The organism is Azospirillum sp. TSH58 (assembly GCF_003119115.1).
GTDB lineage: Bacteria > Pseudomonadota > Alphaproteobacteria > Azospirillales > Azospirillaceae > Azospirillum.
This window is the reverse complement of sequence record NZ_CP022363.1, coordinates 91764-116769: the sequence shown is the minus strand read 5'-3', so window position 1 is coordinate 116769 and position 25006 is coordinate 91764. Positions and strand designations below refer to the sequence as shown.

Below are 25006 nucleotides of genomic sequence, written 5' to 3'. Positions count from 1 at the left end.
CCATTCCGCCAAAGGTAGTATGGGAATGGACGAGTGGTGCGGATGGAGACGGCGATGGCGGACCTGCCGAAGGACTTTGTTTGGGGCGTCTCCACCTCAGCCTATCAGATCGAGGGGGCCGCGGCGGAGGACGGGCGTGGACCCAGCATCTGGGACACGCGCTGCCGCACGGCGGGCGGTGTGGTGAACGGTGACACCGGCGACATCGCCTGCGACCACTATCACCGCTACGCCGAGGATGTGGCGCTGATGCGCGGGCTCGGCGTGGATGCCTACCGCTTCTCGGTGGCGTGGCCCAGGGTGCTGCCGCGGGGGCGGGGAGCGGTCAACCAGCCGGGTCTGGACTTCTACGACCGCCTGATCGACTCGGTGCTGGAGTCCGGAGTCGAGCCCTGGCTGTGCGTTTATCACTGGGACCTGCCGCAGGCCTTGCAGGACCTCGGCGGCTGGGCCCACCGGGACAGCGCCGGCTGGTACGCCGACTACACGGCCCTGCTGGCGCGGCGCTACGGCGACCGGGTGACGCGCTGGATCACCTTCAACGAGTTCTCCGTCTTCACCCTGTTCGGCTACGCCATCCCCTGGGCGGCTCCCGGCATCACCGACCGCGACCAGCATCTGCGGGCCATCCACCATGTGAACCTTGCCCACGGGGCCGGGGTGGACGTGATCCGCGCCCTGGTGCCCGGCGCCTCCATCGGGGCGGTGCACAACCGCCAGCGGGTGCTGCCGGAGGGCGGCAAAGCGGAGAACGCGGAGGCCGCCGCCCTCTTGGACGAGCATTGGAACCTGACCTTCTGCGATCCGCAGCTTCTCGGCCATTACCCGCCGCGCGTCGCCCGCGCCATCGAACCCTACGTCCAGGCCGGCGACATGGCCCGGATCTGCCGCCCCATGGACTGGTTCGGCCTGAACCATTACGGCCCGATCTTCGCCCGCGTGAACCCCGACACCACCTGGGGTTACGGCTGGGGTGACGCGCCGCCCGATTCGCCGACCTATGGTGTCGGATGGGCGGTTTTCCCCGACGCCTTCCGCGACGAGTTGCTGGAGATCACCCGGCGCTACCGCATTCCCATCGTCATTACGGAAAACGGCTGCGGCGGCAGCGATTCGCCGAACGAATCGGGCGTCATCGACGATCAGCACCGAATCAACTATCTGCAACTCTATAACGCCTCAATGCACGAGGCGATTCACGGCGGAGCGGACGTGCGCGGTTACTTCGTCTGGTCGCTTCTCGATAATTTCGAGTGGGGAAGCGGTTACGGGAACCGTTTCGGCATCGTCCATGTCGACTTCAAATCGCAGAAACGCACGCCGAAAGCCTCTGCCCGCTGGTACGCCGACCTGATAAAGCGCGCGCGTTGCGGTGCCTGAACGGGCAGCGATTTCATCACCGAAGCCTACTATTTTCGTTCGACTGGACCGCCCGGCCGCGTGTCCTGCATGAAACACATTACACATTTGCATGTTAAACCTGATGCACAGGCTTGCGCTTTGCGCATCACTTTGCCCATCCTCCGTCCTGGATCATTCGTTCTCGAAGGAAACTGACATGCAAAGCAGCGACACCGACGGTTCTGAGAATTCGGCCACCGATCTGGTCGCCATGACGGGCAAGATCGTTGCGTCTTATGTCCGCTCGAACCAGATCGCGGTGAATGATCTTCCGAACCTCATCCGGATCGTCCATCAAAGTCTGTCGGGCACGGGCCGTCCGGTGGAACCGGAAGCGGTGGAGCTGCGTCCCGCCGTGCCGGTGAAGAAGTCGGTGATGCCGGACTACATCGTTTGCCTTGAGGACGGCAAGAAGCTGAAGATGCTGAAGCGCTATCTGCGCACGGCTTATGGAATGACGCCGGACGAATACCGCCGCAAGTGGGGCCTGCCCGCGGATTATCCGATGACCGCCCCGAACTACGCGGAACAGCGGTCCGCCTTCGCCAAGTCGATCGGTCTGGGCAAGAAGGCCGCCGCTCCGGCCAAGCCGGCCCGCCGCGGCCGCGCCAAGAACGTCGCCTGATCACGCATCCGCTCCGAACCGCTCCTTTCCCGACGTCCGGGAAGGGGGTGGCGGAGGGATGGGGCCCTGTTCCGTCGCTCCCCCTCAGCGCTGCGCGATGCGCGGCGTGGCGAGGCTGTTCAGGCTTGTGATCCATTCCGACAGGGTCACGAAGCGGCAGCCGCGCGTGCGCAGCAGGCCGATGGCCCGGGGAAGCGCTTCCGCCGTCGCGTTGTAGGTGGTGTGCATCAGAACGACGCTGCCGATGGTGCCGGTGGCTTCGAGTTGAGCCATGATCTTGCCGGCGTCGCGGGTGAACCAGTCGCGCGTGTCGACATTCCACAGCGCCGGGCTCATCTTCTCCTGTTCGACGGCGCTCAGCGTGTCGCTGTTCCAGCGTCCGGCGGGCGGGCGGAACAGCACCGGATCGGCACCCGCTTGAGACAGGATGCGATTCGTTTCCGCGATCTGCGCGCGTTGGGCCTCGGTGTTCAGAGTGCGCATGTTCGGGTGGGTCAGGCTGTGGTTGCCGACCTCGTGTCCTTCCTGGACGATTCGCTGGATGATCCGCGGGTGGCGGACCGCGACGTTGCCGATCGGGAAGAAGGTTGCCCGCACCCCTTCGCTGCGCAGGATGTCGAGGATGCGCGGGGTCACCGCCGGGTGCGGCCCGTCGTCGAAGGTCAGGGAGCAGAGGTTCCAGCGGCTGGCCTTCAACGCCCCGATGTCCACCCGGGCTTCGTTTCCGGGCACGATGGCGGCGATTCGCGACAGGCGGGCGGCTTGCCGTTCGATCTCCTGCATTTCCCGGCTCTGGTCCGGGCTGTAGGTGACGACGCCGTTGTGGTCGTTGTCCTCCGGGCCGGCGGCGGGCGTCGTCGCTGCCGGATGCTCGGCAACGGCGTCCACGACGAGACAACTGCCGCCGCCACCGACGATCCGGCGGCAGACGAAAGTCGGATCGAGGTCGGGCAGGGGTGCCGCCCGCAGGACGAAACCGGAATCGGGGACCTCGGGCCTTTGCAGGGTAACTCGGGGAACGAGGTCGGCAACCATGTCGGGCTGGCGCCGGACGACCGCCTTCCAGGCGACCCAGGCGTCGGCCTCCGTCCGGTAGACGCCGAATTGCAGCATCTTGGCCGGCTGGCCATCCGTATCCTTGCGCAGCGTGGTGACGGTGGAGAGATGCGATTGGTCCGCGGCCCAAGCCGCGCTGAAGAACGGGGCAAAAGCCGCCGCTGCCAACAGGCTGGCGGCCAGAAATCCTAAGCGCCGTCGACCCTGCATCGTTGAAGGGGTGACGCTGTGAACGGTGGAGAGGCCCAAACCTGACATCATGTGCGATCGACCATCAAAATCGCCGCAGTGAAATCAGGTGTGGGCGATACCTCTTATGAAATAGAGCAAAATTTGTCACGCCTCCATAAGGATCATCGTCCGGATGACGTTGTCACGGCTTTCTCAGGTTTATTTTCCATAATGATCCTTATGGGATTTGTTGGCGCCTTCCAGAATATTCCCCTCTGAAAGCTCCCACAAACGGCACCGTGCTGATGCTCTCCGCCGCGGACGGTCCGCCGTCCTGCGCTCAGCGCCGCCGCAGGAGGGTCACGCCGTCGCCCACAGGCAGCATGCAGAGGGCCACCCTCTCGTCGTCCAGGCGGGCCGCGTTGAAGGCGCGGATGGCCTCGGTCTTGTGTTTGCGATCGCCGGGATCGGCGACTCGCCCGCGCCACAAGGTGTTGTCCACCACGATCAGGCCGCCGCGCCTCACCAGACGCAGACACCGCTCGTAATAGGCGTCGTAATTTTCCTTGTCGGCGTCGATGAAGGCGAAATCGAACGACTCGTCCCCGCCGTCTGCGATCAGTGTGTCCAGGCTGTCGAGCGCCGGCCCGATGCGCAGGTCGATCCTGCTCGCGACTCCGGCCTCGGACCAGATCGCACGGGCCTGGGAGGTCCACTGCTCGTTGATGTCGAAACTGATGACGCGGCCATCGTCCGGCAGTGCCTGCGCCACGGTCAGCGCGCTGTACCCGGTGAACGTGCCGATGTCCAGGGTCCGGCGCGCGCCGATCATTTCGACCAGGAACGCCAGAAGCTGGCCTTCCTCCGGCGCGATCTGGTAATGCGCCTCGGTCAAACGGGCCGTCTCGGCGCGCAGTTTCGCCTGGATGGCCGTCTCGCGCAGCGAAGCGTCGAGCATGTACCGGTAGATGGCCTCGGGCATGAAGATCGACTGCACGGTCAAGGAATCCGCTCCCCAATCTGGCCGCCCGCTCCTTGCGGACGGTCACTCACATGTGGGGAGCCGTGTCGATTCCGAAAGGTTCTCCCGTATCGCCAACGGCCGCATCCGGCCCCGATCAGTCCGGATTTCGCCCGAACGCGAAGCGCAGGGCGTCGGCCACGGCCAGCGGCAGCATGGAGCCGTGGCTTTCCTCCATGAAGTCATGGAAGGCCAGCCGCAAACCCGGAACCGCCGCGAGTGTGGCCGCGACCTCCCTGCCCGTCTGCCCGGAACGCAGGCGCTTCAACCGCTCGGCCTCCGCCGGGGGCAACGGGCGCTCCACCAGCTTGCCGGACGTCTCGATCAGCAGCGCCGTGCCGGGCGCCACGCCGTCGCGCGCCGCCCGGTCGAGGAACGCCGCCTGCTCCTTCAGGATCGCCTGCCCGCTCCACCAGATCGCCGGGTCGGCGGCGATGTAGGTCTGGAACAGGTCCCCCCGGGTGTAGAGGACGTAGAGGGAGAACAAGCCGCCCAGCGAATGGCCGAACAGAGTGCGGCGGCGCCGGTCGATGGGCAGGCGCGCTTCGACCGCCGGGATCACCTGCGTCTCAAGGAAGGCCAGGAAATCGTCGCGCCCACCGGTTTCGATGACGGAGGAGCCGTCCCGCGACGGTGGAATGAACTCCGGCGGGGTCGGCGGGGTCAGGTCGCGGTAGCGGCGGAGGATGTCGAACGGCTCGGCGGTCGGATACCCGATTCCGACGATCACCGCGGAACCGTAGGGCTCCGATGGATTCGGACCGATGACCGTCTCCATCATCGGTACGGTCGCGTTGCCGTCCAGCAGGACGATGACCGGATAGCCGTCCGGTGGCGGCGGTTCCGCGGGGCGGACGAGAAAGACCCGGTAATCCAGGCCCGTCCGGTCGGCGCGCAGATCGAAATGGTCCATCCTGCGGGCTTCCTTCATGGTCTCGGCCGTCACGGTTCCGGCCTGCGCGGCCTGGACGCCGACGCCGGACAAGGCCATCAGCAGCACGGTCGTGGCGAATCGGAGCATCGGCGGTTCCTGCGCAATCGGACGGTGTGCACCGGCGCATCGGATGGAACCGTGCCGGCGGCCCCATGTTGTTGCACGGTCAGCAGCAGGAGAGCAACGCGATGAGAAAGCTCCTTTCCGCAACGGCGGTCACCCTTGCCATGGCCGCTGTCATGGTCACGGCCGGGCCCTCGCTCGCCCAGCAGAGCGCCGCCATCGCCAACCCGGCCAACGCCTATCGGGAGGTGAAGGACGACAATGTCATGGTGCCGTCCCTCAAGCGGACGGTCGGGCAACTGGACGACATGGACGTCCTGGGGCCGGACGGCACGAAGATCGGGGAGGTTGAGGAGGTGTTGATGGACGCCTCCGGCCAACCGGTCGCCGTGGTGGTGGACGTGGAACACGGCGTGGGGATCGGCGACAAGGAGGTGATCGTCGGGCTGGACCAGCTGCGCGACGACGGACGCAGCCTGACGACCGCCCTGTCGAACGCGCAACTCGGCACCCTGCCGATCTGGGACGATTGAGGCGGAGGGAGATCGTCGTTCAGCGCCCTCCCCTTCTCCGCGCTGTTGTGCAGCGCGGAGAGGGAGCGATGCCGCACTTTCGCTGAATCCCGTTACTGCGGCGCCATGCGGATGGCGCCGTCCAGCCGGATCACCTCGCCGTTAAGCATCTCGTTTTCCAGGATGTGCTGCACGAGGCGGGCGTATTCGGAGGGCTGGCCGAAGCGCTTCGGGAAGGGGACGGTGGCGGCAAGGCTGTCCTGAACCTCCTGCGGCATGTTCAGCAGCATCGGCGTGCCGATCAGGCCCGGCGCGATGGTCATCACGCGCACGCCGCTGCGCGCCAGATCGCGGGCGGCGCAGATGGTGAGAGCGACGATGCCGCCCTTCGACGAGGCGTAGGCGGCCTGCCCGATCTGCCCTTCGTAGGCGGCGACGGAGGCGGTGTTGACGATCACGCCCCGCTCGCCCGATTCCAGCGGGTCGAGCTTGCCCATGTCGGCGGCGGCGAGGCGCAGCATGTTGAAGGTGCCGATCAGGTTGACCTCGATCACCTTGCGGAAATCGTCCAGCGCCATCGGGCCGTCACGCCCGACGATCCGCTTGGCCGGGGCGACGCCCGCGCAGTTGACCGCGATGCGGGCCGGGCCATGGGCCGCGCGGGCCTCGGCCACGGCCTTCTCCGCCGACTCGGCGCTCGACACGTCGCACAGCAGGCCGAGCCCGCCGATCTCTTCCGCGACCTGCTTGACCGCCGCCTCGTTCATGTCGAGCACGGTCACCTTGGCGCCGAGCTTCGCCAGATGGCGCGCGGTTTCCGCCCCCATGCCGGAGGCGCCACCGGTGACGATGGCGGCCTGACCGTTGATCTGCATCGTGTTTCCCCCTGATGTCGTTGTTGAAGTCCCCTCCTCTCCCCTCCGGGAGAGGGTTAGGATGAGGGGATTGCGCTTATGCCGAACGCCTCACGCCGCACATCCCCCTCACCGGCTCTCAGCGGATGCCACAGGCATCCGCCTGCCGCCGTCAGCGCTGGCCTTTAGCCAGCGCGAAAGGCCCTGCGGGCCCCCCTCTCCCCGGAGGGAAGGGGGCTAGAGCGTCACATCCCGCCGGGATAGTTCGGGCCGCCGCCGCCTTCCGGGACGACCCAGTTGATGTTCTGGGTGGGGTCCTTGATGTCGCAGGTCTTGCAGTGCACGCAGTTCTGCGCGTTGATCTGCAGGCGCGGGTCGCTGCCGTTCTCCGCCCGCACGATCTCGTACACGCCCGCCGGGCAGTAGCGCGTCTCCGGCGCGTCGTAGAGCGCCAGATTGACCGCGATCGGCACCGACGCGTCCTTCAGCGTCAGGTGCGCCGGCTGGTCCTCCTCGTGGTTGGTGTTCGACAGATACACCGACGACAGCCGGTCGAACGACACCACCCCGTCCGGCTTGGGATAGGCGATCTTCGGCATCTCCGACGCCCGCTTCAGCGTCTCGTGGTCGCCGTGGCGGTGGTGCAGCGTCCACGGCGACTTGCCCTTGGTCGCCGTCTCGTAGGCCGCGTTGGCCAGACCCGCCCACAGACCCTTCTGGAAGCCGGGGCGGATGTTGCGCACCGCGTGCAGCTCCGACCACACCCAGGAGGCCTTCAGCTTCTCCGGATAGGCCGTCGCCTCGCGGGCCGGAGCCTCGGCGGAGAGCAGCTCGAACACCGCCTCGGCCGCCAGCATGCCCGACTTCATCGCGGTGTGGTTGCCCTTGATCTTGGGCACGTTGAGGAAGCCCGCCGCGTCGCCGACGATCAGCCCGCCGGGGAAGGTCAGCCTGGGGATCGACTGGAAGCCGCCTTCGCTGAGCGCGCGCGCGCCGTAGGCAATGCGCCGCCCGCCCTCGAAGGTCGGCCGGATCGCCGGGTGGGTCTTGTAGCGCTGGAACTCCTCGAAGGGCGACAGGTGCGGATTCTCGTAGTCGAGCCCGACCACGAAGCCGACCGACACGAGGTTGCCCTCCATGTGGTAGAGCCAGGAGCCGCCGTAGGTCTTGGGGTCCATCGGCCAGCCGATGGTGTGGACGATCAGGCCGGGCTGGGATTTCTCCGGCGCGACCTCCCACAGCTCCTTGATGCCGATGCCGTAGGTCTGGGGATCGGCGTCGCGGCGCAGGTCGAAGCGTTCGAACAGGGTCTTGGTCAGCGAGCCGCGGCAGCCCTCGGCGAAGATGGTCTGCCTGGCGTGCAGCTCCATGCCCGGCGTGTAGTTGGCGGTCTTCTCGCCGTCCTTGCCGATGCCCATGTCGCCGGTGGCGACACCCTTGACAGCACCCGTGTCGTCGTAGAGCACCTCCGCCGCGGCGAAGCCGGGGTAGATTTCCACGCCCAGCTCCTCGGCCTGCCCGGCCATCCAGCGGGCGAGGTTGCCCAGCGAGATGATGTAGTTGCCGTGATTGTGCATCTGCGGCGGGGCGAAGGGCGACTTGAGGGCCTTGGTCTCGGTGAGATAGAGGAAGCGGTCCTCGCGCGCCGGGGTGGTGAGCGGCGCGCCCTTCTCCTTCCAGTCGGGGATCAGCTCGTCGAGCGCGTGCGGCTCGAACACCGCGCCGGAGAGCAGGTGGGCGCCGACCTCCGAGCCCTTCTCGACGACGCAGACCGACAGGTCCTGCCCGGCATCAACGGCGAGCTGTTTCAGGCGGATGGCCGCGCTCAGGCCCGACGGGCCGGCTCCGACGACAAGGACGTCGTACTCCATCACCTCGCGCGGATCGCGAGCCATCTCGTCAGCCATTTCTTCTTCTTTCCTTGTTTCGTGCGAACAACTTTTCGTGCGAACAACGTCGGTCAGTGCGACAACAGAACGGGAAGGGTCATCTGGCGCAGGATCTGGCGGGTGTTGCTGCCCCGCCCGAACAGCGGGAACAGCGAGCCGCCATAGCCGCCGAAGCCGCCCATCACCAGAAGATCGGCGCCATGGTCCGACGCGCGCGACAGCACGGCGTCCATGGGGGTCATGCTGGCGATGGTCATGCGCTCCTGCGTGGCCTTCACGCCGTGGCTCGCCAGATGCTCCAGGATGTCGACCTGCGGAACGTTGCCGCCGCCCTCCGCCCGCGGCTGGGTGTGGAAGGCGAGCAGCAGCACGGAACTGGCCTGCTTCAGCAGCGGCAGCGCGTCGTTGACGGCGCGGGCGGCCTCGCGGCTGCCGTTCCAGGCGATCACCGGGCGGTCGGCGAGTTGCGGATAGGTGCCGGTGTGCGGCACGACCAGGACCGGGCGCCCGGCGTTCAGCACCACCTCTTCGAGCAGGTCCGCCGGGACGCGGCTGTCCTCCGGGTTGTGCTGGCCGAAGACGGCGAGGTCGACGTAGCGCGAGCAGATCACCGTCTCGGCGATCACATGGCCGTATTCGCCGTGGCTGAGCTGCCACCAGCGCGTGGTCACACCGGCTTCGCGGGCCTTCTCCTCGAACAGCTCCCGCGCCCGCTGCGCCGCCTGGGTCAGCGCCGGGCCGGCCTTGCGCGTGACGATGCCGGCGCCGGAGCTGTCGCTCTGCGCGAACAGGCCGGTCAGCGCGGCGCCATGCTTCTGCGCCAGGGTCAGGGCGACGGTCAGCCGCTCCCCGCAGCGGTCGCTGTCGTCCACATGCACCAGCAGGTTCGTGAAGCTCATGGCGCCCTTCCCTTCCCTCTTTCCCCGTGTTTTACGCACATCCCCGCGCGCGGGCGACCTTCGAGGCGGTCGGTCGGCCGATGGCATCGCTGATATAAGCGCCAGCCGCCACCAGCTTGTCGATATCCACCCCCGTTTCGATGCCCAGCCCGTTCAGCATGTAGAGCACGTCCTCGCTCGCCACGTTGCCCGACGCCCCCTTGGCGTAGGGGCAGCCGCCCAGCCCGGCGACGGAGCTGTCCACCACCGCCACGCCCATCTCCAGGGTCGCCAGGATGTTGGCGAGCGCCTGGCCGTAGGTGTCGTGGAAATGCACGGCGAGGCGCTCCATCGGCACGCGCTCCGCCACCGCCGCGATCATCGCCTGGGCCTTGGCCGGCGTGCCGGTGCCGATGGTGTCGCCGAGCGAGACCTCGTAGCAACCCATGTCGAGCAGCTGGCCGGCCACCGCGGCCACCGCCGCCGGAGCGATCTCCCCCTCGTAGGGGCAGCCGAGCACGCAGGAGACGTAGCCGCGCACCGGCACGCCCTGGGCCTTCGCCTGCTCCAGCACCGGGACGAAGCGGTCCAGGCTTTCGGCGATGGAGCAGTTGATGTTCTTTTGGCTGAAGCTCTCCGATGCGGCGGCGAAGACCGCCACCTCGTCGGCACGGGCGGCGAGCGCGCCCTCCAGCCCCTTGGCGTTCGGGGTGAGGGCGACGTAGCGCACCCCCTCCTTGCGCCGGATGCCGGCGAAGACGTCCGGCGTGTCGGCCATCTGCGGGACCCATTTGGGCGATACGAAGCTGCCGGCCTCGATGGCGGTCAGCCCGGCCTCGGTCAGCCGGTCGACCAGACCGATCTTCACCGCCGTCGGGACGATCTGCTTCTCGTTCTGGAGGCCGTCGCGCGGGCCGACCTCCACCATGCGGACGCTCCTGGGCAGGCGCATGCTCATCCCTCCGCCACGTCGAGGACCAGCAGGTCCACGCCTTCGGACACCTGATCGCCCGCCGCGAAGTTGACGGCGCTGACCGTGCCGGCGGCGGGAGCCTTGATGGTGTGCTCCATCTTCATCGCCTCCAGCAGCATCAGCGGCGCGCCCGCCTCCACCGTCTGGCCCGGCTCGACCAGGACGCGGACGACGGTGCCCGGCATCGGCGCGGTCAGGCGGCCGGAACCGCCCTCCTGCTCCGCCGCGCGGGCGGTCGGGTCGTCGAAATGCAGGCGCCACACCGATCCATCCGACAGGATGGTCAGGTCCAGACCCTGGCAGACCACCGTGGCGCGGGTGCGCACCGCGTCGATGGTGGCGGTCAGCGTGTCGCCGTCCAGCGTCACCCGCTCCGCCCGCATGGCCGGGCGGCCCTCCACCTCGATCTCGTAGCCGTCGGGGCGGAAATGCAGGGTCAGGCTACGCGGCGTGTCGCCGTCGAGCAGGCGCAGGTCGTGGTGGTTGTCGTCGTTGAGGCGCCAGCCGCTGGCCGACAGCCAGGGCGACCAGGGGTCCGACGCGGCGCGACGGGCCTTGCGGGTGTCCGCGTTGCGGCGGAGCAGCACGCTAAGCGCCGCGATGGCCAGCCCGCGGTCCGGCACCGGGGCCGGCGGGGGCAGCAGGTCGGCGCGGTGCCGCTCGATGAAGCCGGTGTCGATCTCCACCGCGCGGAAGGCCGGGTGCCCGGCGATGGCGCCAAGGAAGGCGACGTTGGTCGTCACCCCGACCACCTCGTAGGCGGCGAGCGCCACGCGCAGGCGGCGCAGCGCGGCGTCGCGGTCCTCGTCCCAGACGATCAGCTTGGCGATCATCGGGTCGTAGAACATGGTGACCTCGTCGCCCTCGCGGACGCCGGTGTCGACGCGGACATGGTCGTTCTCGGCGGGCGGGCGCAGGCGGACGAGCTTGCCGATGGCCGGCAGGAACTCGCGCTGCGGGTCCTCGGCGTAGAGGCGCGCCTCGAAGGCGTGGCCTCGGCGGGTGAGCTGGTCCTGCATCAGCGGCAGCGTCCCCCCGGCGGCGACGCGCAGCTGCCACTCCACCAGATCCTGGCCGGTGATCTTCTCGGTCACCGGATGCTCGACCTGGAGGCGGGTGTTCATCTCGATGAAGTAGAAACCGCCGTCCTCGTAGAGGAATTCCACCGTGCCGGCGCCGACGTAGTTCACCGCCTTGGCGGCGGCCACCGCGGCCTCGCCCATACGGCGGCGCAGATCGTCGGGCAGCGCCGGGGCCGGTGCCTCCTCGATCACCTTCTGGTGGCGGCGCTGGATGGAGCAGTCGCGCTCGAACAGATAGACGCCGTTGCCGTGGGTGTCGCAGAAGACCTGGATCTCCACATGGCGCGGGCGACCCAGATACTTCTCCAGAAGCACGCTGTCGTCGCCGAAGGCGGCCTTGGCCTCGCGCTTGGCGCCGGCCACCGCGTCGGCGAATTCGCCGGCGGCGCGGACCACGCGCATGCCCTTGCCGCCGCCGCCCGCCGAGGCCTTGACCAGCACGGGATAGCCGATGCGCTCGGCCTCGGCGCTGAGCGTCTCCAGGTCCTGGGCCTCGCCGTGGAAGCCGGGAACCAGCGGCACGTCGGCCTGGGACATCACGCGCTTGGATTCCGCCTTGGAGCCCATGACGCGGATGGCCTCGATCGGCGGGCCGATGAAGACCACGCCGGCCTCGGCGCAAGCCGCCGCGAAGCCGGCGTTCTCCGACAGGAAGCCGTAGCCGGGATGGACGGCCTGGGCGCCGGTGCGCCGGGCGACCTCAAGAATGACGTCGCCGCGCAGGTAGCTCTCGCCGACCGGCGCCGGGCCGATGCAAACGGCCTCGTCGGCCATCTCCACATGCATGGCGCGGGCGTCGGCTTCCGAGTACACGGCGACGGTGCGGATGCCCATGCGACGGGCGGTGCGGATGACGCGGCAGGCGATCTCGCCGCGGTTCGCGATCAGAATCTTGTCGAACATGCCTGTCTCGAACATGGCCATCAGCTCCGCCACGCGGGTTCGCGTTTCTCCAGGAAGGCGCCGACGCCCTCCCTCCCCTCGTCGCTCGCGCGCTGGCGGGCGATGCGCTCCGCCGTGCCGCGGACCAGCGCGTCGTCCAGCGGACGGCGCGCCACGGCGCGGATCAGCTCCTTCGCCGCGGTCTGCGAGGCCGGGCCGCATTGCAGAAGGTTGCGCACCATCACCTCGACGCAGGCGTCCAGCTCCGTCGCCGGAACGGTCTGGTGCAGCAGGCCGAGCCGCAGCGCCTCGGCGGCGGAGAAGCGTTCCGCCGTCAGGAAGTAGCGGCGGCAGGCGCGCTCGCCCATCGCGGCCACCACATAGGGGCTGATGACCGCGGGGATCAGGCCCAGCCGCACCTCGGTCAGGGCGAAGCTGGCGGTTTCCGCGGCGATGGCGATATCGCAGGCGGCGACCAGCCCCACCCCGCCGCCGAAGGCCGGCCCCTGCACCACGGCGATGGTCGGCTTCGGGCATTCGTCCAGCGTGCGCAGCATGGTGGCGAGGCCCATGGCGTCCTGGACGTTCTCCTCGTGGCTGTAGCCCGCCATCTTCTTCATCCAGCCGAGGTCGGCCCCGGCGGAGAAGCTTTTGCCAGCACCACGCAGCAGGATGGCGCGGACGTCCGGGTTCGATCCCAGGCTGAGGACGGCGTCGGTCAGATCGGCGATGACCCGCTCGTTGAAGGCGTTGTGCACCTCCGCCCGGTTCATCGTGACGGCGGCGACGCCGCTGGCGGCGATGTCGATCAGAATGTCGCTCATGCTCGTCGTCCCTCCGCTCACATCCGGAACACGCCGAAGGTGGTCTTCTCGACCGGGGCGTTCAGCGACGCCGACAGGCCGAGGCCGAGCACCATGCGGGTGTCCGCCGGATCGATGATGCCGTCGTCCCACAGCCGGGCGGAGGCGTAGTAGGGGTGGCCCTGGTGTTCGTACTGCTGGCGGATGGGCGCCTTGAAAGCCTCCTCCTCCTCCGGCGCCCAGGACTTGCCCTGGGATTCCATGGCGTCGCGCCGGACCTGGGCGAGCACGCCCGCCGCCTGCTCCCCGCCCATCACGGAGATGCGCGAATTCGGCCACATCCACAGGAAGCGCGGGGAATAGGCGCGCCCGCACATGCCGTAGTTGCCGGCACCGTAGCTGCCGCCGATGATGACGGTGAATTTCGGCACCTTGGCGCAGGCGACGGCGGTGACCAGCTTCGCGCCGTCCTTGGCGATGCCGCCGGCCTCGTACTTCCGCCCGACCATGAAGCCGGTGATGTTCTGGAGGAAGACCAGCGGAATGCCGCGCTGGCAGCACAGCTCGACGAAATGCGCGCCCTTCAGGGCGGATTCGCTGAAGAGGATGCCGTTGTTGGCGATGATGCCGACCGGGTAGCCGAAGATGTGGGCGAAGCCGCAGACCAGCGTCGTGCCGTAGAGCGGCTTGAACTCGTCCAGCACCGAGCCGTCGACGACGCGGGCGATGACCTCGCGCACGTCGAAGGGCTTGCGCGGGTCGCTGGGGATCACGCCGTAGAGTTCGCGGGGGTCGTAGGCCGGCTCCTGCGGCTCGCGCAGGTCCATGTCGATGCGCTTGCTGCGGTTCAGGTTCGACACGACCTTGCGCGCCATGGCGAGCGCGTGGGCGTCGTTCATCGCGTAATGGTCGGTCACGCCGGAGGTGCGGGAATGCACGTCCGCCCCGCCGAGGTCTTCCGCCGACACCACCTCGCCGGTCGCCGCCTTCACCAGCGGCGGGCCGCCGAGGAAGATGGTGCCCTGGTTGCGCACGATGATCGCCTCGTCCGACATCGCCGGGACGTAGGCGCCGCCCGCCGTGCAGCTTCCCATCACCACCGCGATCTGCGGGATGCCCTGAGCGGACATGTTGGCCTGGTTGAAGAAGATGCGGCCGAAATGGTCGCGGTCGGGGAACACCTCGTCCTGGTTCGGCAGGTTGGCGCCGCCGCTGTCCACCAGATAGATGCAGGGCAGGTTGTTCTGCTGCGCCACTTCCTGCGCCCGCAGGTGCTTCTTGACGGTCAGGGGGAAGTAGGTGCCGCCCTTCACCGTGGCGTCGTTGACGACCACCATGCATTCCTGCCCGGCCACGCTGCCGATGCCGGTGATGATGCCCGCCGCCGGGATGTCGTCGTCATAGACGCCGTAGGCGGCCATCTGCGACAGCTCCAGGAAGGGCGAGCCCACGTCGAGAAGCTGGCGGATGCGCTCGCGCGGCAGCAGCTTGCCGCGGGACAGGTGCTTGTCGCGGGCCTTCACCCCGCCACCCTGCTTGATCGCGCCCACCTTTTCGCGCAGGTCGGCGACCAGGGCGGACATGGCGTCGGCGTTCGTCTGGAACTCGGCGGAGCGCGGGTTCAGGGCGCTCTTCAGGACGGTCATGGCCGTCGTCCTCCCGTCTCTTCTTGTTCTACTGCATCAGGGCGCGGCTGATGACCAGCCGCTGGATGTCGCTCGTGCCCTCATAGATCTGGCAGACGCGCACGTCTCTATAAATGCGCTCCACCGGGAAATCGTTCAGATAGCCGTAGCCGCCGTGGATCTGGATGGCGTCGGAGCAGACGCGCTCGGCGATTTCCGAGGCGAACAGCTTCGCCATGGCGGCCTCCTTCAGGCAGGGCTCGCCCGCGTCGCGCAGGCTCGCCGCGTGCAGGACGAGCTGGCGCGCGGCCTCCACCTTCGTCGCCATGTCGGCCAGCCGGAAGGCCACCGCCTGATGCTGGATGATCGGCACGCCCATGCTCTGCCGCTCCTGGGCGTAGCGCGTGGCGTGGTCGAGCGCGGAGCGCGCCATGCCCACAGACTGCGAGGCGATGCCGATGCGCCCGCCCTCCAGGTTGGCGAGCGCCACCCGGTAGCCGCCGCCCTCCGCGCCGAGCATCAGGTCGGCGGGGATGCGGCAGTCCTCCAGCACGATCTGGCAGGTGTCGGAACAGCTCTGGCCGAGCTTCTCCTCCACCCGCGCGACCTGGAAGCCGGGGGTGTCGGTCGGCACGACGAAGGCGGTGATGCCCTTCTTGCCGGCGTCGGGGTCGCTGACCGCGAAGACGATGGCGACGTCGGCGTTCTTGCCCGACGTGATGAACTGCTTGGTGCCGTTGAGGACCCAGTGGTTGCCGTCGCGCCGCGCGCGGGTCTTGATGGCGGCGGCGTCGGACCCCGCCTGCGGCTCGGTCAGGCAGAAGCAGCCGAGCTGCTCGCCGCGGGCCATCGGCTTCAGGAAGCGCTCCTTCTGCTCGGCGCTGCCGAACTTCAGGATCGGCATGCAGCCGACGGAGTTGTGCACGCTCATGATGGTGGAGATGGCGCCGTCGCCCGCCGCGATCTCCTCGATGGCGAGCGCGTAGGCGATGTGGTCGGTGCCGGCGCCGTCGAACGCCTCCGGCACCAGCATGCCCATCAGGCCGAGCCGGCCCATCTCGGCCAGCTCCTCCTTGGGGAAGGCGCCGGTGCGGTCGCGCTCGGCGGCGGTGGGCGCCAGCCGTTCCGCCGCGAAATCCCGCGCCATGTCGCGCACCATCCGCTGCTCTTCCGTCAGCCGCATTGCTTTCCCTCCCGATCCCGAAGCCCCCACCCTTCCCGCTTCGCGGGCCCCTTCCCTCCCCCGCTTCGCAAGGGAGGGAGTTTTGTCCCCTCCCCTGCGTGAGCGGGGGAGGGTTAGGGTGGGGGCAAGTGTCCCCTTACACCAGCTCCACCGCGACCGCCGTGGCCTCGCCGCCGCCGATGCACAGCGAGGCGACGCCGCGCTTCAGCCCGTTCTTCTCCAGCGCCGCCAGCAGCGTGACGAGGATGCGCGCGCCCGACGCACCGATCGGATGGCCGAGCGCGCAGGCGCCGCCATGCACGTTGATCTTGTCGTGCGGGATGTCGAGTTCGCGCATCGCCGCCATGGCGACGACGGCGAAGGCCTCGTTCAGCTCGTAGAGGTCAACGTCCTTGGCCGACCACCCGGCGCGCTCCAGCACCTTGTTGATCGCGCCGACCGGAGCGGTGGTGAACCAGGCCGGGGCCTGGGCGTGGTTGGCGTGGGCCTTGATCTCCGCGAGGATCGGCAGGCCGAGCTTCTCCGCGTTGGACCGCGTGGTCAGCACAAGCGCCGCCGCGCCGTCGGATATGGAGGAGGCGTTGGCCGCCGTCACCGTGCCATCCTTGGCGAAGGCGGGCTTCAGCGTCGGAATCTTGGCCGGGTCGGCCTTCAGCGGCTGCTCGTCCTTCTCCACCACCGTGTCGCCCTTGCGGCCCTTGACGGTGACCGGGGTGATCTCCTTGACGAAGCTGCCGTCCTCGGTCGCGCGGCGGGCGCGGTTCAGGCTCTCGATGGCGTAGTTGTCCTGCGCCTCGCGGGTGAACTGGTAATGGGTGGCGCATTCCTCCGCGAAGGTGCCCATCAGGCGCCCGCGGTCGTAGGCGTCCTCCAGCCCGTCGAGGAACATGTGGTCGAGCACGCGGCCATGGCCCATGCGGTAGCCGCCGCGCGCGCGGTCCAGCAGATAGGGGGCGTTGGACATGCTCTCCATGCCGCCGGCCACCATGACCGTGGCCGATCCGGCCTTGATGAGGTCGGTGGCGAGCATCAGCGCCTTCATGCCCGACCCGCAGACCTTGGAGATGGTCGTGCAGCCCGCGGCCTCCGGGATGCCGGCGCCGAGCGACGCCTGACGGGCCGGCGCCTGTCCCAGCCCGGCGGGCAGGACGTTGCCCATGAACACCTCGTCCACCGCCTCCGGCTTGACGCCGGCGCGCTCCAGCGCCGCCTTGATGGCGGCGGAGCCGAGCTGCGGCGCGGTCAGGCCCTGCAGGTCGCCCTGGAAGCCGCCCATCGGCGTGCGGGCGGCGCCCGCGATCACAACGGTATCGGTCATGGTTCTTCCCTTCCCTCCGGCTTTGCGCCGTTTCCCTCAGGCCGTTTCCCTCAGGCCGTTTCCTTGAACAGCTCGCGCCCGATCAGCATGCGGCGGATCTCGCTGGTGCCGGCGCCGATCTCGTAGAGCTTGGCGTCGCGCAGCAGGCGGCCCGTCGGGTATTCGTTGATGTAGCCGTTGCCGCCCAGAGTCTGAATGGCCTCCAGCGCCATCCAGGTCGCCTTCTCGGCGGCGAAGAGGATCGCCCCGGCGGCGTCCTTGCGGGCCGTCTCGCCGCGGTCGCAGGCCTTGGCGACGGCGTACACGTAGGCCTTGGCGGCGTTCATGATCGTGTACATGTCGGCCAGCTTGCCCTGCATGAGCTGGAACTCGCCGATCGGCTGGCCGAACTGCTTGCGGTCGTGCAGATAGGGAACCACCACGTCCATGCAGGCCTGCATGATGCCGAGCGGCCCGCCGGCCAGCACCGCGCGCTCGTAGTCGAGGCCGGACATCAGCACGTTCACGCCGCGCCCGACGCCGCCCAGGATGTTCTCCTCCGGCACTTCGCAGTCCTCGAACACCAGCTCGCCGGTGTTGGAGCCGCGCATGCCCAGCTTGTCGAGCTTCTGCGCGACGGAGAAGCCCTTGAACGACTTTTCGATCAGGAAGGCGGTGATGCCGCGCGGGCCGGCGTTGACGTCGGTCTTGGCGTAGACCACCAGCGTGTCGGCGTCCGGCCCGTTGGTGATCCACATCTTCGTGCCGTTCAGCACGTAGCGGTCGCCCTGCTTCTCGGCGCGCAGCTTCATCGACACCACGTCGGACCCGGCGTTCGGCTCCGACATGGCGAGGGCACCGATGTGCTCGCCGGAGATCAGCTTGGGCAGGTAGCGGGTCTTCTGCTCCGCCGTGCCGTTCTTGCGGATCTGGTTGACGCAGAGGTTGGAGTGCGCGCCGTAGCTGAGGCCGACCGAGGCCGAGGCGCGGGAGATTTCCTCCATCGCCACGACATGCTCCAGATAGCCCATGCCGGCGCCGCCGTATTCCTCCTCCGCCGTGATGCCGAGCACGCCGAGGTCGCCGAACTTCCGCCACAGCTCGTTCGGGAACTCGTTGGTGCGGTCGATCTCGGCAGCGCGGGGCGCGATCTCGTCGGCGGCGAAGCTGCGCACGGTGTCGCGCAGCATGTCCGCGGATTCGCCGAGGTCGAAGTTCAGGGTCGGATACTGGTTCGACAGCATGGTGTTGGCGCTCCCCCCGGAGGTCTGTTCTTCGTTCCCGCCATACGGCGACGTATGGAGCCGTACGGTAGCGTATGGAAATGGGCGTGGCAAGGCCTCTTGGCCCATCCCCCTTCCGGAGGAGGGCCAAGAGGGTCCGCTCACTTCATGTTGATGATGATCGTCTTCTTGTGGGTGAAGTGCTCCAGCATCGCTTCCAGCGAGGCTTCCTTGCCCAACCCCGACGACTTCACGCCGCCGTAGGACAGGTTCGGCTGCACGACCAGATTTTGGTTCACCTGCACGAATCCGGCCTCCAGCCGGTGCACCGCGTCCATCGCCACTTTCAGGTCACGGGTCCAGATGGTCGCGGCGAGACCGTATTCGGTGTCGTTGGCCTGGGCGATGACCTCTTCGTAATCGGTCCAGCGGATGACGCAGCAGACCGGGCCGAAGATCTCTTCCTGCGCGATGCGGTCGCTGTTCTTCACGCCGGTGAAGATGTGCGGCTGCACGTACAGGCCCTTGGTCAGCTTCGGATCGGACGGCATCGCCGAGCAGACATGCGGCGTCGCCCCGCCCTCCTTGCCGATGGCGATGTAGCTCTGCACCCGGTCGAGCTGCTGCGGTGAGACGATGGTGCCGATGTCGGTCGACTCGTCCAGTGGGTCGCCCATCTTCATGGCGTTCACCTTCTCCTTCAGCTTCTCCACGAAGGCGTCGTGGATGCTGTCATGGACGAAGATGCGCGACGACGCGGTGCAGCTCTGGCCCTGGCGGGTGAAGCGCATGCCGGCGATGGCCCCTGCGATGGCCTGATCCAGGTCGGCGTCGCCGCAGACGATCATCGGGCTCTTGCCACCCAGCTCCAGCGTCACCGGAATCAGCTTCTCGGCAGCGGTCTTGTAGACGATCTTGCCGGTCTCGACGGAGCCGGTGAAGGTCACCTTCTTCACGTCCTTGTGGGCCACCAGCGGGGCACCGCACTCCGGACCGTAGCCCGAGAGGATGTTCACCACCCCCGCCGGAATCACCGTGTTGATGAGCTGCACGACGCGCAGCACAGCGAGCGGAGCCTCCTCCGCCGACTTCACCACCACGGCGTTGCCCGCCACCATCGCCGGGGCGATCTTCAGCGCCATCAGCAGGAGCGGCACGTTCCACGGGATGATCGCCCCGACCACGCCCACCGGCTCGCGCACCGTCATGGTCAGCATGGACGGATTGAAGGGGACCGTCTCGCCCTTCAGCTCCGGCGCCAGACCGCCGAAGAAGACGAAGGCGTCGGACAGCACGCCCGCCTCGACGCGCGACTCGGTGCGCAGCGCCTTGCCGGTCTCCAGCGCGATCAGCTTGGCGATTTCCTCCTTGTGGGCGTCGAGCACGCGCCCGCATTCGGCGACCAGCTTGCCGCGCTCCCGCACCGGGCGCTTGGCCCATTCCTTCTGCGCGGCCACCGCGGCGGCCACCGCGGCGTCGACATCCGCCGCCTCGCCGAAGGCGGCCTCGGCCACCGTCTCGCCGGTCGCCGGGTTCACGACGGGGAAGCCCTTGCCGGAGGAGGCCGGGCGGAACTCCCCGCCGAAGAAATGCTTGCCCGACAGCTCCCTGGCGAGCGCGAAGGGGTCGAGCTGGAGGTCGGTGCTGACGCTCATGTCGAAAAGGTCCTCGTGTGTATCGGGTCGGTTATCGTTGTTTTCGGTTATCAGCGGTTCTCAGACGCGGGCGTCTTCGATGACCTTGCCGTCGTTGGGCAGGCTGCCGGGGGCCGCGAACTCCACGACACCCTTCAATTTGGTGACGGCGGCCAGAGTTTCACGCACCGAAGCCGCCAAAGCCTCGCCGGACTCGGGCGACTCGCAGCGCAGGGTCATGGTGTCGTTGGCGTCCTCCCGCCCGACGACGAGGCGGGCCTTGCCGATCTGCGGGTGGCGACGCACCACCTCGGCGATCTGCTGCGGGTGGACGAACATGCCCTTGACCTTGGTGGTCTGGTCGGCGCGGCCCATCCAGCCCTTCAGCCGCATGTTGGTGCGTCCGCAGGGGCTCTCGCCCGGCAGCACGGCGGAGAGGTCGCCGGTGGCGAAGCGGACCAGCGGATAGGCCTGGTTGAAGGTGGTGACGACCACCTCCCCCACCTCGCCCTCCGGCACGGGATCGCCGGTGCCCGGGCGGACGATCTCGACGATCACCCCCTCCTCCACCACCAGCCCGGCGCGGGCCGTCGTCTCGTAGGCGACGAGGCCGAGATCGGCGGTGCCGTAGCTCTGGTAGGCGGCGATGCCGCGCCCCTCGTAATAGGCGCGGGCGTCGGGCAGGAAGGGACCGCCGGTCAGATGGCCGATCGCGATGGAGGAGAGGTCCAGCCCCAGCTCGTCGCCCTTCTCCAGGATGATCTTCAGGAAGTCGGGGGTGCCGATGTAGGCCCGTGGCTTCAGATGCGCGGCCACCTGGGCCTGCATCTCCGTGTTGCCGACGCCGGCGGGGATGACCGCGCAGCCCAGCGCGTGCGCCCCCGTCTCGAACATCGAGCCGGCGGGGGTCAGGTGGTAGGCGAAGCAGTTCTGGACGAGGTCGCCGCCGCGGATGCCCGAGGCGTAAAGCGCCCGCGCGGTGCGCCAGGGGTCCGTGCCGTGGGCCTCCGGATCATGGATCGGGCCGGGCGAGGCGAAGACGCGGGCCAGCCGCCCGATGGCGACGGTGGTCATCCCGCCGAAGGGCGGCGCCTCCTTCTGCAGCGCGATCAGGTCCGACTTGCGGGTGACCGGAAGGGTGGCGAGCGACGCCCGGTCACGGACGGCGGCGGGGTCCACATCGGCCAGCAGGCGGGTGAAATAGGGCGCGTTCGCCTTGGCGTGGGCGATCTGCGCCGGCAGCGCCGCGAACAGCTCCGCCTCGCGCCGGTCGGGGGAGCGGGTTTCGAGTTGATCGTAAGTGTCGGACACCGATGCCTCCCGGCTGTTTTTCTTGAGGTGTCGTGGTGGGCCCCCACCCAACCCTCCCCCGCTTCGCAGGGGAGGGCTCAACTCCTCCCTCTGCGCAGCTCTCGCGCAACCCGAAGGTTTGCGCTGACGCGGCAGGCGGACCTTCGGTCCGCCGAGAGCGGGGGGAGGTTGGGAGGGGGGCCCGCAACAACCACTCCTCTCACGTCAAATCCAGCGCTTCCGGCGCTTGAAGCTCTTGAGATTCTTGAAGCTCTTGCGCTCTTCGTTGCCGCCGCCGAGGTAGAATTCCTTCACGTCCTCGTTGTTGCGCAGCTCCTCGGCGGTGCCGTCCAGGACGACCTTGCCGTTCTCCATGATGTAGCCGCGCGTCGCGGCCTGGAGCGCCATGCGGGCGTTCTGCTCGACCAGCAGGATGGTGACGCCCAGGTCCTTGTTGATCTGCCGGATGATGCTGAAGACCTCCTTCACCATCAGCGGCGACAGGCCCATGGACGGCTCGTCCATCAGGATCAGCTTCGGCCGCGCCATCATCGCGCGCCCGATGGCCAGCATCTGCTGCTCGCCGCCCGACAGGTAGCCGGCCAGACCGGTGCGCTCCTTCAGGCGGGGGAAATAGTGATAGACCATCTCGATGTCGTCCTTCACGCCGCCGTCGCGGCGGGTGAAGGCGCCGAGGCGCAGATTCTCCTGGCAGGTCATGTCGCCGATGATGCGGCGGCCCTCCATCACCTGGAAGATGCCGCGCCGGACGATCTTGTCGGGGTCGATGCCGTTGATGCGCTCGCCCGCGAAGGAGATGTCGCCGCGCGTGACCTCGCCGTCCTCGGTCTTGAGCAGACCCGAGATGGCTTTGAGGGTCGTCGATTTGCCGGCGCCGTTGGCGCCCAGCAGGGCGACGATCTCCCCCTCCGGCACCTCCAGGCTGAGGCCGCGGAGCACCAGGATGACGTCGTTGTAGACGACCTCGATGTTGTTGACGGACAGCAGCGGCGCCTTGGCCGTGCCGGGAACCGGCGCCGGAGCGCTGGCGGGAGTGACCGCGGCGGTCGCGGTGGCGGCGTTCATGATGCGGCACCTGATGCAGTGAGACGGGACGGGTGCCCCCGTCGCCGCCCTTTCACGGTGGCGACGGGGGCGGTCCGGCTTACCAGCCCAGCCACTCCGGCTTGCGCGGGACGTCGACGGTGGCGATCTTCTCCAGCTTGATCGTGCCGGCCTTCACCAACTCGTCCACCGAGCCGCCGGTCTCGCCGGTCACGTTGGCGCGGTACAGGTTGACCTTGTCCATGCCGCGGTGGTCGGTCTCGGTCCAGGTCGACGGCACACAGACGCCCTCAAGGCCCGCCGGCACCCAATCCTTCTTCTGGTACATGCCCTTGCGGATGTTCGGGCCGGTCACGCCGCCGTTCTGCTTCGCCCAGTCCATGGCTTCCTTCATGTAGAAGGCGGAGCAGATGCCCGACACGTAGTGCACCGGACGGTAGGCGGTGCCGGCGGCGTCGGAGACCTTGGAGATCTCCTTGACGATCTTCATGCCCGGCGCGTCGCCGCCCCAGATCGCCGCGGTGCGCACCGGGAAGATCACGCCGTTGGCGGCCGAGCCGGCGGCCTTGGCGGCGTTCTCGTCCATGCCCCAGACGTTGCCCATGAACTGCACCTGGGCGCCGACCGTCTGGCAGGCCTTCAGGACGGAGATGTTCGAGCCCGCCGTGTTGCCGAGATAGGCGTAGTTGGCGCCGGCCTCCTTCAGCGTCAGGCACTGGGCGGTGTAGTCGCCCGGCGTCAGAGCGAACTGGACTGCCGGCAGCACGTCGAAGCCCAGCTCCTTGGCGAGCTGCTCACCGGCTTCCTTCGGGGCGTTCGGGTAGGGGTGGTTGGCGCCCATGTGGACGTATTTGGGTTTGCCCGAGCCGCCCTTCTTCTTCCAGTCGTCGGCCGCCCACATCAGCATGGCGCGCAGGCCGTCGGAGTAGGACGGGCCGTAGAAGAAGTTGTACGGGGCCGGCTTGGAGCCGTGCGGGCCCTTGCCGGTCGGGTCGGTCAGGTGACCGGAGTAGGAACCGGAGTAGTAGGGGATCTCGTCCTTGCCGACGAAGCCGGTCAGCGCCTCGGTGTCGGCGGTGCCCCAGCCCTGGATGGCCGCGACCTTGCCGCTGCCCGACGACCACTTCTTGTACTGGCTGATGGCGCGCGGCGCCTGATAGCCGTAGTCCACCGTCTCGACGTCCATCGTCGTGCCCGCGACGCCGCCGTTCTTGTTGATGTAGGCGAGCGCGTCGGCCACGCCCTGGCCGAAGGGCACGCCCACGTCCGACGTGGCGCCGGACTGGTCGGCGAGATGGCCGACAGGGATCTTCTGGGCGTTGGCGGCCCCGGTGCCGAGCAGGACGACGGCGGCGGACGCCAGCAGGACGGTCTTCATGGTCATGGTGCGTTTTCTCCCAGTCGTTATGTTTTTCAGAAGCCGATGTGCGAGAGGCGTGCCAGGGCGAAGAGGGCCCTAGTGCGAGAACGGGTAGAGCTTCCAGTAGGCCTTGATCTGCTTCCAGCGGTGGGCCAGCCCGTCCGGCTCGAAGACCAGGAACAGGATGATGACCAGACCGATGGCCATTTCGCGCAGGAAGGCGATGGCCTCCCTCAGGTTCAGCGCGGCGTCGATGGCGGTGCCGGACAGCGCCGTGGTGATGGCCTGCATCACCTCCGGCAGAAGCACCATGAAGGCGGTGCCCATCAGCGACCCCATGATCGAGCCCAGGCCCCCGATGATGATCATGCCGAGGAACTGGATCGAGAAGAGGATCGTGAAGCCCTCCACCGACACGAACTGCAGATAGTGGGCGTAGAGCGCGCCGCCGATGCCGGCGTAGAAGGACGAGATGCCGAAGGACATCGTGCGGTACTTGGTCAGGTTGATGCCCATGATCTCCGCGGAGAGATAATGGTCACGCACCGCCACCAGCGCCCGCCCGTCGCGCGACCGCATCAGGTTGGTCGCCAGGATGTACATGACGACCACATAGACCAGCACGACGTAGAAGAAGCTCTCGTCGGTGTCGAAGGCGTAGCCGAACAGGGTGAAGGGCTCCGCGATCGTCCCGGCGGTGCCGCCGGTGAACCAGTCGGCGCGCGAGAAGAAGTCCTGGAGGATGTACTGCGCCGCCAGCGTGGCGATGGCGAGGTACAGGCCCTTCAGCCGCGCCGCCGGGATGCCGAACAGCATGCCGACCGCGGTGGTCATCACGCCGGCCAGCGGGATGGCGAGCGCCACCGGGATGCCGAAGCTGTTCGACAGCCACGCCGACGAGAAGGCGCCGAAGCCGAAGAAGGCGGCGTGCCCGATGGAGATCTGGCCGGTGAAGCCGACCAGGATGTTCAGCCCCAGCGCCGCGATGCCGAGATAGCCGATCTGGATGCACAGGTTCAGCCAGTAGCGGTCCATGAAGGCCGGGCAGAGCAGCAGCAGCGCCACGCCCAGGATCGCGAAGTTGCGGCTGGTCTTGGTCGGGAAGATGGTCGTGTCGGCGGCGTACCGGGTCTTGAAGTCGCCGCAGGGGATGAGACTGATGTTCGCCATGGTTGCGGCCGCTCC

At 68.1% G+C, this 25006-nt stretch carries 21 protein-coding genes; 3 read left to right on the top strand and 18 right to left on the bottom strand.

The genetic code is table 11. The features are described from left to right. The first annotated feature begins 54 nt into the window (after positions 1-54). Positions 55-1380 carry a GH1 family beta-glucosidase gene (locus TSH58p_RS00535; RefSeq protein WP_109072760.1) on the top strand — a complete coding sequence of 442 codons (1326 nt, stop codon included), beginning with the start codon at positions 55-57 and terminating at the stop codon, positions 1378-1380. Between the two features lie 178 nt (positions 1381-1558). After that, on the top strand, positions 1559-2026 hold the full coding sequence (locus TSH58p_RS00530; RefSeq protein ID WP_051658475.1) for a MucR family transcriptional regulator: 468 nt from the start codon (positions 1559-1561) through the stop codon (positions 2024-2026). An 84-nt stretch (positions 2027-2110) separates the two neighbouring features. Here the strand turns inward: TSH58p_RS00530 and TSH58p_RS00525 are convergent, their stop codons facing one another. The 3 genes from TSH58p_RS00525 to TSH58p_RS00515 form a co-directional block, all read right to left on the bottom strand. After that, positions 2111-3331, bottom strand: coding sequence for a polysaccharide deacetylase family protein (locus tag TSH58p_RS00525; RefSeq protein WP_247874312.1), 1221 nt, complete (start codon positions 3329-3331; stop codon positions 2111-2113). Positions 3332-3593: 262 nt separating this feature from the next. Beyond that, entirely contained in the window at positions 3594-4235 is a 642-nt protein-coding gene (locus TSH58p_RS00520; RefSeq protein ID WP_371732414.1) for a class I SAM-dependent methyltransferase, read from the bottom strand. A gap of 136 nt (positions 4236-4371) precedes the next feature. Next, complete coding sequence (locus TSH58p_RS00515; RefSeq protein ID WP_109072750.1) at positions 4372-5295, bottom strand: alpha/beta hydrolase; 924 nt, start codon at positions 5293-5295, stop codon at positions 4372-4374. A gap of 101 nt (positions 5296-5396) precedes the next feature. Here TSH58p_RS00515 and TSH58p_RS00510 point away from each other — a divergent pair, with 101 nt between their 5' ends. After that, entirely contained in the window at positions 5397-5804 is a 408-nt protein-coding gene (locus tag TSH58p_RS00510; protein WP_109072749.1) for a PRC-barrel domain-containing protein, read from the top strand. A gap of 92 nt (positions 5805-5896) precedes the next feature. On the opposite strand, the gene TSH58p_RS00505 is transcribed toward TSH58p_RS00510, so the two are convergent. The 15 genes from TSH58p_RS00505 to TSH58p_RS00435 form a co-directional block, all read right to left on the bottom strand. Further along, a complete protein-coding gene (locus TSH58p_RS00505; protein ID WP_109072748.1) occupies positions 5897-6658 on the bottom strand; it encodes an SDR family NAD(P)-dependent oxidoreductase in 762 nt (253 codons plus the stop codon). 224 nt (positions 6659-6882) lie between these two features. Further along, positions 6883-8532, bottom strand: a complete 1650-nt coding sequence (locus tag TSH58p_RS00500; RefSeq protein ID WP_109469103.1) for an electron transfer flavoprotein-ubiquinone oxidoreductase — start codon at positions 8530-8532, stop codon at positions 6883-6885. Positions 8533-8597: 65 nt separating this feature from the next. After that, entirely contained in the window at positions 8598-9425 is an 828-nt protein-coding gene (locus TSH58p_RS00495; RefSeq protein WP_109469039.1) for a universal stress protein, read from the bottom strand. A gap of 31 nt (positions 9426-9456) precedes the next feature. Then, the gene (locus tag TSH58p_RS00490) at positions 9457-10356 is read right to left on the bottom strand and encodes a hydroxymethylglutaryl-CoA lyase (RefSeq protein ID WP_109469038.1); all 900 of its coding nucleotides are present in this window, start codon (positions 10354-10356) and stop codon (positions 9457-9459) included. 2 nt (positions 10357-10358) lie between these two features. Further along, a complete protein-coding gene (locus TSH58p_RS00485) occupies positions 10359-12362 on the bottom strand; it encodes an acetyl/propionyl/methylcrotonyl-CoA carboxylase subunit alpha (RefSeq protein ID WP_109469102.1) in 2004 nt (667 codons plus the stop codon). Positions 12363-12382: 20 nt separating this feature from the next. Further along, positions 12383-13165: an enoyl-CoA hydratase/isomerase family protein gene (locus tag TSH58p_RS00480; RefSeq protein WP_109469037.1), complete on the bottom strand. Its 783-nt coding sequence runs from the start codon at positions 13163-13165 to the stop codon at positions 12383-12385. Positions 13166-13182: 17 nt separating this feature from the next. Next, positions 13183-14790, bottom strand: a complete 1608-nt coding sequence (locus tag TSH58p_RS00475) for a carboxyl transferase domain-containing protein (protein WP_109469036.1) — start codon at positions 14788-14790, stop codon at positions 13183-13185. Between the two features lie 28 nt (positions 14791-14818). Beyond that, complete coding sequence (locus tag TSH58p_RS00470; RefSeq protein WP_109469035.1) at positions 14819-15952, bottom strand: acyl-CoA dehydrogenase family protein; 1134 nt, start codon at positions 15950-15952, stop codon at positions 14819-14821. 136 nt (positions 15953-16088) lie between these two features. Beyond that, positions 16089-17270, bottom strand: coding sequence for an acetyl-CoA C-acyltransferase (locus TSH58p_RS00465; RefSeq protein ID WP_109469034.1), 1182 nt, complete (start codon positions 17268-17270; stop codon positions 16089-16091). Positions 17271-17320: 50 nt separating this feature from the next. Further along, positions 17321-18493, bottom strand: a complete 1173-nt coding sequence (locus tag TSH58p_RS00460) for an isovaleryl-CoA dehydrogenase (protein ID WP_014241705.1) — start codon at positions 18491-18493, stop codon at positions 17321-17323. A gap of 140 nt (positions 18494-18633) precedes the next feature. Further along, on the bottom strand, positions 18634-20127 hold the full coding sequence (locus TSH58p_RS00455; RefSeq protein WP_109469033.1) for an aldehyde dehydrogenase family protein: 1494 nt from the start codon (positions 20125-20127) through the stop codon (positions 18634-18636). Positions 20128-20187: 60 nt separating this feature from the next. After that, complete coding sequence (locus tag TSH58p_RS00450) at positions 20188-21417, bottom strand: phenylacetate--CoA ligase family protein (RefSeq protein ID WP_109469032.1); 1230 nt, start codon at positions 21415-21417, stop codon at positions 20188-20190. A 204-nt stretch (positions 21418-21621) separates the two neighbouring features. After that, the gene (locus TSH58p_RS00445; protein WP_109469031.1) at positions 21622-22482 is read right to left on the bottom strand and encodes an ABC transporter ATP-binding protein; all 861 of its coding nucleotides are present in this window, start codon (positions 22480-22482) and stop codon (positions 21622-21624) included. A 79-nt stretch (positions 22483-22561) separates the two neighbouring features. Next, positions 22562-23845, bottom strand: a complete 1284-nt coding sequence (locus TSH58p_RS00440) for an ABC transporter substrate-binding protein (protein WP_109469030.1) — start codon at positions 23843-23845, stop codon at positions 22562-22564. A 72-nt stretch (positions 23846-23917) separates the two neighbouring features. Further along, positions 23918-24991 carry a branched-chain amino acid ABC transporter permease gene (locus tag TSH58p_RS00435; protein ID WP_109469029.1) on the bottom strand — a complete coding sequence of 358 codons (1074 nt, stop codon included), beginning with the start codon at positions 24989-24991 and terminating at the stop codon, positions 23918-23920. Between the last annotated feature and the right edge of the window lie 15 nt (positions 24992-25006).